The organism is Arthrobacter crystallopoietes BAB-32 (assembly GCF_000328305.2).
Classification (GTDB): Bacteria; Actinomycetota; Actinomycetes; order Actinomycetales; family Micrococcaceae; genus Crystallibacter; species Crystallibacter crystallopoietes_A.
In genome coordinates, this window is record NZ_ANPE02000027.1 from 1 (window position 1) to 5,091 (window position 5,091).

5 protein-coding genes are annotated in these 5,091 nt (G+C 67.6%); 4 read left to right on the forward strand and 1 reads right to left on the reverse strand.

Annotated features, from left to right (window positions below):
* Nucleotides 1-199, forward strand: a 199-nt coding sequence (locus tag D477_RS22475; RefSeq protein ID WP_005266220.1) for a hypothetical protein, incomplete at its 5' end; no start/stop codon positions are given.
* Between the two features lie 300 nt (nt 200-499).
* A complete protein-coding gene (locus tag D477_RS00680; RefSeq protein WP_005266222.1) occupies nt 500-1,348 on the forward strand; it encodes a hypothetical protein in 849 nt (282 codons plus the stop codon).
* Between the two features lie 60 nt (nt 1,349-1,408).
* Here the strand turns inward: D477_RS00680 and D477_RS00685 are convergent, their stop codons facing one another.
* The gene (locus tag D477_RS00685) at nt 1,409-1,684 is read right to left on the reverse strand and encodes a DUF1540 domain-containing protein (RefSeq protein WP_043845055.1); all 276 of its coding nucleotides are present in this window, start codon (nt 1,682-1,684) and stop codon (nt 1,409-1,411) included.
* A 530-nt stretch (nt 1,685-2,214) separates the two neighbouring features.
* On the opposite strand from D477_RS00685, the gene alr reads away from it, so the two are divergent.
* Nucleotides 2,215-3,453: an alanine racemase gene (gene alr / locus D477_RS00690; RefSeq protein WP_005266225.1), complete on the forward strand. Its 1,239-nt coding sequence runs from the start codon at nt 2,215-2,217 to the stop codon at nt 3,451-3,453.
* A gap of 128 nt (nt 3,454-3,581) precedes the next feature.
* Nucleotides 3,582-4,952, forward strand: a complete 1,371-nt coding sequence (locus D477_RS00695) for an aspartate aminotransferase family protein (RefSeq protein WP_005266227.1) — start codon at nt 3,582-3,584, stop codon at nt 4,950-4,952.
* Nucleotides 4,953-5,091 lie beyond the last annotated feature (139 nt).

A 5,091-nucleotide genomic window follows, 5' to 3' on the forward strand; every position in this document is an offset into this window, starting at 1 on the left:
CGAGTTCTTCACCAAGAGGAGCTACGACATAATGATCGAGCACCACCTGAACGTTGGCATCGCCGGCTTCTGCGGGATTAGAGACAGTCGCGTCGAACTGCTGTATGACACGTTGGGCAATGGTGCCACGGATATGTCTTCACACTATTCAAAGCTTCGTGATCGCGCTCGTCAGATGGCGCGCACCGTCCTGGCCTGAAGATCGCGCCTTCCCTCGGACGCGAGCCGATAGACATCATCAGCGAAGACGAGATCCAGGCACATGACGGCGACCTCGAATACGTAACTGAACCTCTATGGCGCCTCCTGCCGCTGACCTGACGGTCAACGTGTGGGCACCGACTACACGAAATGCCGATAACGGCGCATATACAGCCCGAAGCCCGGATCCAGGAGGGTATCGACGACGCTACACGGACCGTAATAAGCGTACATATCCTTTGCTTAAATCGACTTAGGCGTGCCTTACTAGACGATGACCGTCCCGGAAGGATCACCCATGAGTTCGACATCGCACACTTCCCCGACACCCGCGTCGATGGCCGCCAATCCGCGAGCCGCCCACGCCCGGTCGGTCACGGGCCGCATCCTGGCGGGCGAGGGCGCCATCGAACTCACGGCGTACCGGGCTGGCGAAACGCTCTCCTCCGCGGTTCACGGCGTCTCCCGCTCCGGGCAGCTGGTGGTCGCGGATATCCCCAACCTCTTTCATTCGCTCGGCGGGTTCCACACGGCCGATGACATCGAGGTGCGCGCGGATATCGTCAAGGACTCCGCCGACCACAGGCTCGCCCTACGTCTGGCGTCACTGCACCTGTTGGGCACGCTGCGCTGGTGCCGGGATACGGAGGAGGTGGGCGCGCTGGGCCTGCAGGGGCAGCTGGCGGATCTCGTCCAGGATGTCGGACCGCGCGTGCGCGTGGGCGTGATCTCCACCGAACGGATCCTGCTGCACGACTGCTCCGGCGTCACCGCCTACGACGCTGCCATCCTGGCTGACGCGGCCACCGCGGCCCCGTCGACCGACGCCCTGCATGACGCCGTCATGTCCACGGCCGCCGAGACCTTGGCGGACGTCGCCGATGCCGTGCTGGACGACATACTCCCCGGCTGGACGGAGCGGCTCGACCTGCCGGAGGACACAAGCGTCGTCGCCGATCCGGCTCACTGTGTAGACGTAGACCGGCACTGCGTCACTTTGGCACGCTTCACCGGAGACCAGGGCTGGGTGGTGCAAGTGCCGCTGCCGTCGCCGGCCCATGCCCCGTCAGCGCAGGACGGCGTCATCGCCTGGCGCCATCTCCTCGACTCTCTGCCCGCGCGGCGCATCACTGCCCCGCGGCCCTGAGCACGGGCCCACAGCAGGCTGGGGCTGCGCCGATTCAGGCGCTCCTGGTGTGCGGCAGGGTCAGGCGACCGTGTAGGTGGCGCAGGTGGCGGTGTCGGTGACCTCGATGCCTTCGGCGGTGCACATTAGGTCGCTGTTGTAGGAGCATTCAAGACGGTGACACGCACCCACGCGGCCGGCATCAGAAGTAACAGGCCGGCGGGCATCCAACTGCACGAAGGTGCCACAGGAGGCCTGGGACTCGGCACCGGCAATCGTGATTGCCAGCGCGTTGCAGTCGGCATTGTTGTTGAAGGAGCAGGAGGTGGCAGCGCAGGAGCGCACGGCGGTGGTCATGGTGCTCATCCTTTTCATTCCAAGCCCAAGCCCTCGTGCCCGGGCGATGAGTCAAGAGTATGCTCCCCTGTAGTGCGCGCAAGCAAGGCCCCTCGCATGGCTTTCAGAGATGTATCGATGCGTGTCCACCCGGAAACGGCTTTGCCGCCCCATCGACGCCCGCGTGAACTCACAAATTTCAGTTCAGGACGGTGGCCTGGCGGACTCCGTTATTCACAACCGCGACCGTAGGTATTCCCCTTCCGGTCTGTGACAAATCACTGGCGACGCCGATGCCGGCACAAATGACGCTGAATGCAGGGTAGGGCTCGTCCAAGACTTGCTTCGGTCGGGACAGTACGGCAGCCCGAAGTGCGCCACCGCCGTCGTTGGCCGCAACGAGCATGAGGTGCTGCTGACTGTGCCTGCGGCTGGTACCTGAACAGTTGGGCCGGACTGGACCTGTCTTCCTTCCGACCTGCTGTCCCACAGTGTTGGTACCGGGCTGCAACGACGCGCCCGGGACCAGCACGGATCCCAGGAGGAAGTCCATGAGCCAGACGATCACGGGCAGCGGCGAAGCTGTTAGCGTTCGGGCCCCGATGGCCGCTTGCCGGCCCGCGCTCCCGGAGGAGGCGGCCCACCCTCAGCGCACGGCCATCATCGACCTTGACGCGATCAGCGAGAACGTTGCCGCCCTGCGTTCGGTGGCGCGTTCGGATGACCTGATGGCTGTGGTGAAGGCGGATGGCTACTCGCACGGGCTGGTGCAGGCCGCACGCGCCGCACTCGCCGGCGGCGCCACCTTCCTTGGCGCGGCCGTGCTCGAGGAGGCTTTTGCCCTGCGGGAAGCGGGCATCGACGCCCCGGTCTTCGCCTGGCTGGCTTCACCCGGCGCGCCCTACGCGGAGGCGATCCGGCGGGACATCCAGTTGGCCGCTTACAGCACGGACCAGCTGGCGGACATTGCGAGGGCCGCGGCAGATGCAGGAAGGCCCGCCAGGCTGCACCTGAAGGTGGACACGGGGATGTGGCGGGGCGGAGCCGCCCCGGCGGACTGGCCGGAGCTGGTCCGGACCGCCCGCCGGGCGGAGCAGGACGGTCTGGTTGAGGTGGTGGGAGTCTGGTCCCACCTGGCCTGTGCCGACGAACCGGGCCATCCGTCGATCGCGGCGCAGCTGGCGGTCTTCGACGAGGCCGTCGCAGTGGCCCGCGCCGCCGGGCTGCGTCCCCGGTACCGACACATCGCCAACTCGGCCGCCACGCTGTCCCTGCCGGAGAGCCATTTCGACCTGGTCCGGCCCGGCATCTCCGTGTACGGCATCAATCCGCTTCCTCCCGAGGCCCGGGACGGCCTGCCGCGGCTGCGGCCGGCCATGACGCTTGCGGCCTCGGTGGTGCAGACCAAGCGTGCGCCGGCGGGCTCCGGCATCTCCTACGGGCACACACAGCGGACCGAGCGCGAGACCACCCTGGCGGTGGTCCCGCTCGGCTATGCGGATGGCGTGTTCCGCAGCGCCAGTTCTGCCGGACCGGTCCAGCTGGGCGGCAGCCGGTACCGGGTGGCAGGCCGGGTATGCATGGACCAGTTCGTGGTGGACGTGGGCGACGACGAGGTGGCGGCGGGGGACCGCGTGGTGCTGTTCGGCGACGGTGACGCGCCCACCGCCGAGGAGTGGGCGGTTGCGGCCGGCACCATCCCGTACGAGGTCCTGACCCGGATCGGGCCGCGGGTCCCGCGCACCTACATCGGCGGCGCGGCTGCCGGTCCGGCTGCATCTGGTACCTAAAAAATCGGCGCAAAGTGGGCCTTTGATGGGTCCTGTCCGTCAGCGAGAGTGAGATGCACCACATAACAACGGAAGCTGCAGGGGCCCGTGAGCGGGCCAGGCCAGCACTCTTTGAACGGAGGCTCCCGATGAGCAACTCAGAGAACCGTGCCCTCGCGCAGAGGCACCTGTTCCCGCACTTCACCGCGGGTCAGGTGTGGCGGGACCCGAACTTGCCGGTCATCGTCAGCGGGGAAGGCTCCTACCTCTACGACGAGGACGGCAACCGCTTCCTGGACGGCCTGGCCGGCCTGTTCTGCGTCAACATGGGCCACGGCCGGATGGACATTCCGGCCGCCGCGACCAAGCAGATGTCCAAGCTGGCGTACTGGACCAACTGGGGCTCGGCCCATCCCGCGGCCATCGAAGCCGCCACCACCATCGCCAAGTTGGCCCCAGGCGACCTGGACGTGACCTTCTTCGTCAACTCCGGCTCGGAGGCCGTGGAGTCCGCGATCAAGTTCGCCCGCCAGTACCACCGCAGCCAGGGCCAGCCGCAGCGGACCAAGATCATCGCCCGGCACATGGCCTACCACGGAACCACCCTGGGCGCGCTCGCCGTGACGGGCATTCCGGCCTACAAGGAGCCCTTCGGCGACCTGATGCCAGGCGTGCGGCACGTGCCGAACACGCTGGGGGAGACCATCCCGGAGGGCGGCACCGCGGCGGACCTGCCCAGCATCCAAGCCATCCTGCAGGTGATCGAGGAAGAGGGCGCGGAGACCATCGCCGCGCTGTTCGCCGAGCCGGTCCAGAACTCCCGCGGCGCGCTCGTGCCACCGCCGGGCTACTGGCAGGAACTGCGTGCCATCTGCGACCGGTTCGGCATCCTGCTGGTCGCCGACGAGGTGATCTGCGGCTTTGGCCGGCTGGGCGAATGGTTCGGCAGCACCAAGTTCGACGTCGTGCCCGACCTGCTGACGTTCGCCAAGGGCTCCACCTCTGGGTACGCCCCGCTGGGCGGCGTCCTCATCCGCACGCCGCTGGCCAACGCGCTGCTGGATTCGCCGCAAGCCGGCATCTTCACGCACGGCGCCACCTGGGGCGGACATCCGGTCTCCACCGCGGTAGCCGTGGCCAACCTCGCGGCGCTGCAGGAAGAGAACATTCCGGGGAACGTCCGCAGCCTGGAGCCCTACTTCCAGTCCGGGCTCAACCAGATCCGCGACAGCCACCGCAGCATCCTGGAGTGGCGCGGCACCGGCTTCTTCTACGCAATCGAGCTCACCGGGGACCGGGACAGCGGGCGGGAACTGACGCCGGAACAGTCCAAAGAGCTGCTGGGCCGGGTCATGCCGCAGGCCATGCGGGAGGTCAACCTCATCACCCGTCCGGACAACCGCGGCGCCACCATGCTGGTGCTGTCCCCGCCGCTGGTTGCCGACCAGCAGGTCCTCGACGACCTGCTCGGCAAGGTGGACCACGTCATGTCCGCCGCGGATTCGTACCTGGGACTCTGACCATGGCGAATCCGTCCCGTCCCGTCCGCCGGAAGAGGAGCCGTTGATGGCCACCGGCCTGGCCCAGTCGGGCCTGGCCCAGCCCGGCTTGGCCCAGCCCGGCCTGGAGGCTGCGGAGCTGCAGGCGCAGTGGAGCGCC

Coding starts and splice junctions, on each gene's coding strand:
- D477_RS00680 (WP_005266222.1), top strand. CDS start 500: ATGAGTTCGACATCGCACACTTCCCCGACACCCGCGTCGATGGCCGCC.
- D477_RS00685 (WP_043845055.1), bottom strand. CDS start 1,684: ATGACCACCGCCGTGCGCTCCTGCGCTGCCACCTCCTGCTCCTTCAAC.
- alr (WP_005266225.1), top strand. CDS start 2,215: ATGAGCCAGACGATCACGGGCAGCGGCGAAGCTGTTAGCGTTCGGGCC.
- D477_RS00695 (WP_005266227.1), top strand. CDS start 3,582: ATGAGCAACTCAGAGAACCGTGCCCTCGCGCAGAGGCACCTGTTCCCG.